Genomic DNA, 634 nt, shown 5'->3' on the forward strand with positions numbered 1-634 from the left:
GGGCGTGTTGAACATTCATAATTTCAACCAGAGATAAGCACAAGCAAGCGCCACCGTATTCTCATAACTTTGCTTGAGCTTATCAAATCTTGTGGCAACTGCTCTATAGTTTTTTAGTTTAGCGAAAGCGTTTTCTACTAAGTGGCGGACTTTGTACAAGTCCCAATCCATATGGTCGTTAGAGGACTTCGTGTTTCGTTTTCGAGGGATGTTATCACGCGTCCCTGCTTGTTTAATATGCGCCCGCAGTGCCTCAGAATCATAACCCTTATCGGCGCATACGGTCACTGTTGCGCTCAAATCTATGTTATCAATTAAGTCTGGTGCTATCTTCACATCATGAGTGGTGCCATCTGATAAGATAAAAGTGATTGGGTTACCATGAGCATCAACTGCTAAATGGATCTTAGTGGCACGTCCTGCCACACTTTTGCTAATACCTTGCAGGTTCTCATTACCACCACTGCTATGCTGATGCGCTTTAATATGAGTACCATCGATAAATACCCATTCGAGGTCTGAATCTTTGATTAATAAAGCGAACAACGCAATCAACTTATTACTGCGAAACCAGCGTTGGTAAGCTTTGTAGATGGTATTAGGCTTACCAAAATTCTCGGGTAAGTCACGCCAA

Annotated in this window: 1 protein-coding gene; it reads right to left on the bottom strand. The window is 42.7% G+C overall.

Going from position 1 to position 634, the window contains the following annotated elements; genetic code table 11:
* Positions 1-15: 15 nt before the first annotated feature.
* Positions 16-634, bottom strand: a 619-nt coding sequence (locus CAN34_RS13715; RefSeq protein WP_089556111.1) for an IS5 family transposase, incomplete at its 5' end; no start/stop codon positions are given.

Origin of the sequence: Psychrobacter sp. DAB_AL32B, assembly GCF_002224105.1 — a bacterium.
Taxonomy (GTDB): Bacteria; Pseudomonadota; Gammaproteobacteria; order Pseudomonadales; family Moraxellaceae; genus Psychrobacter.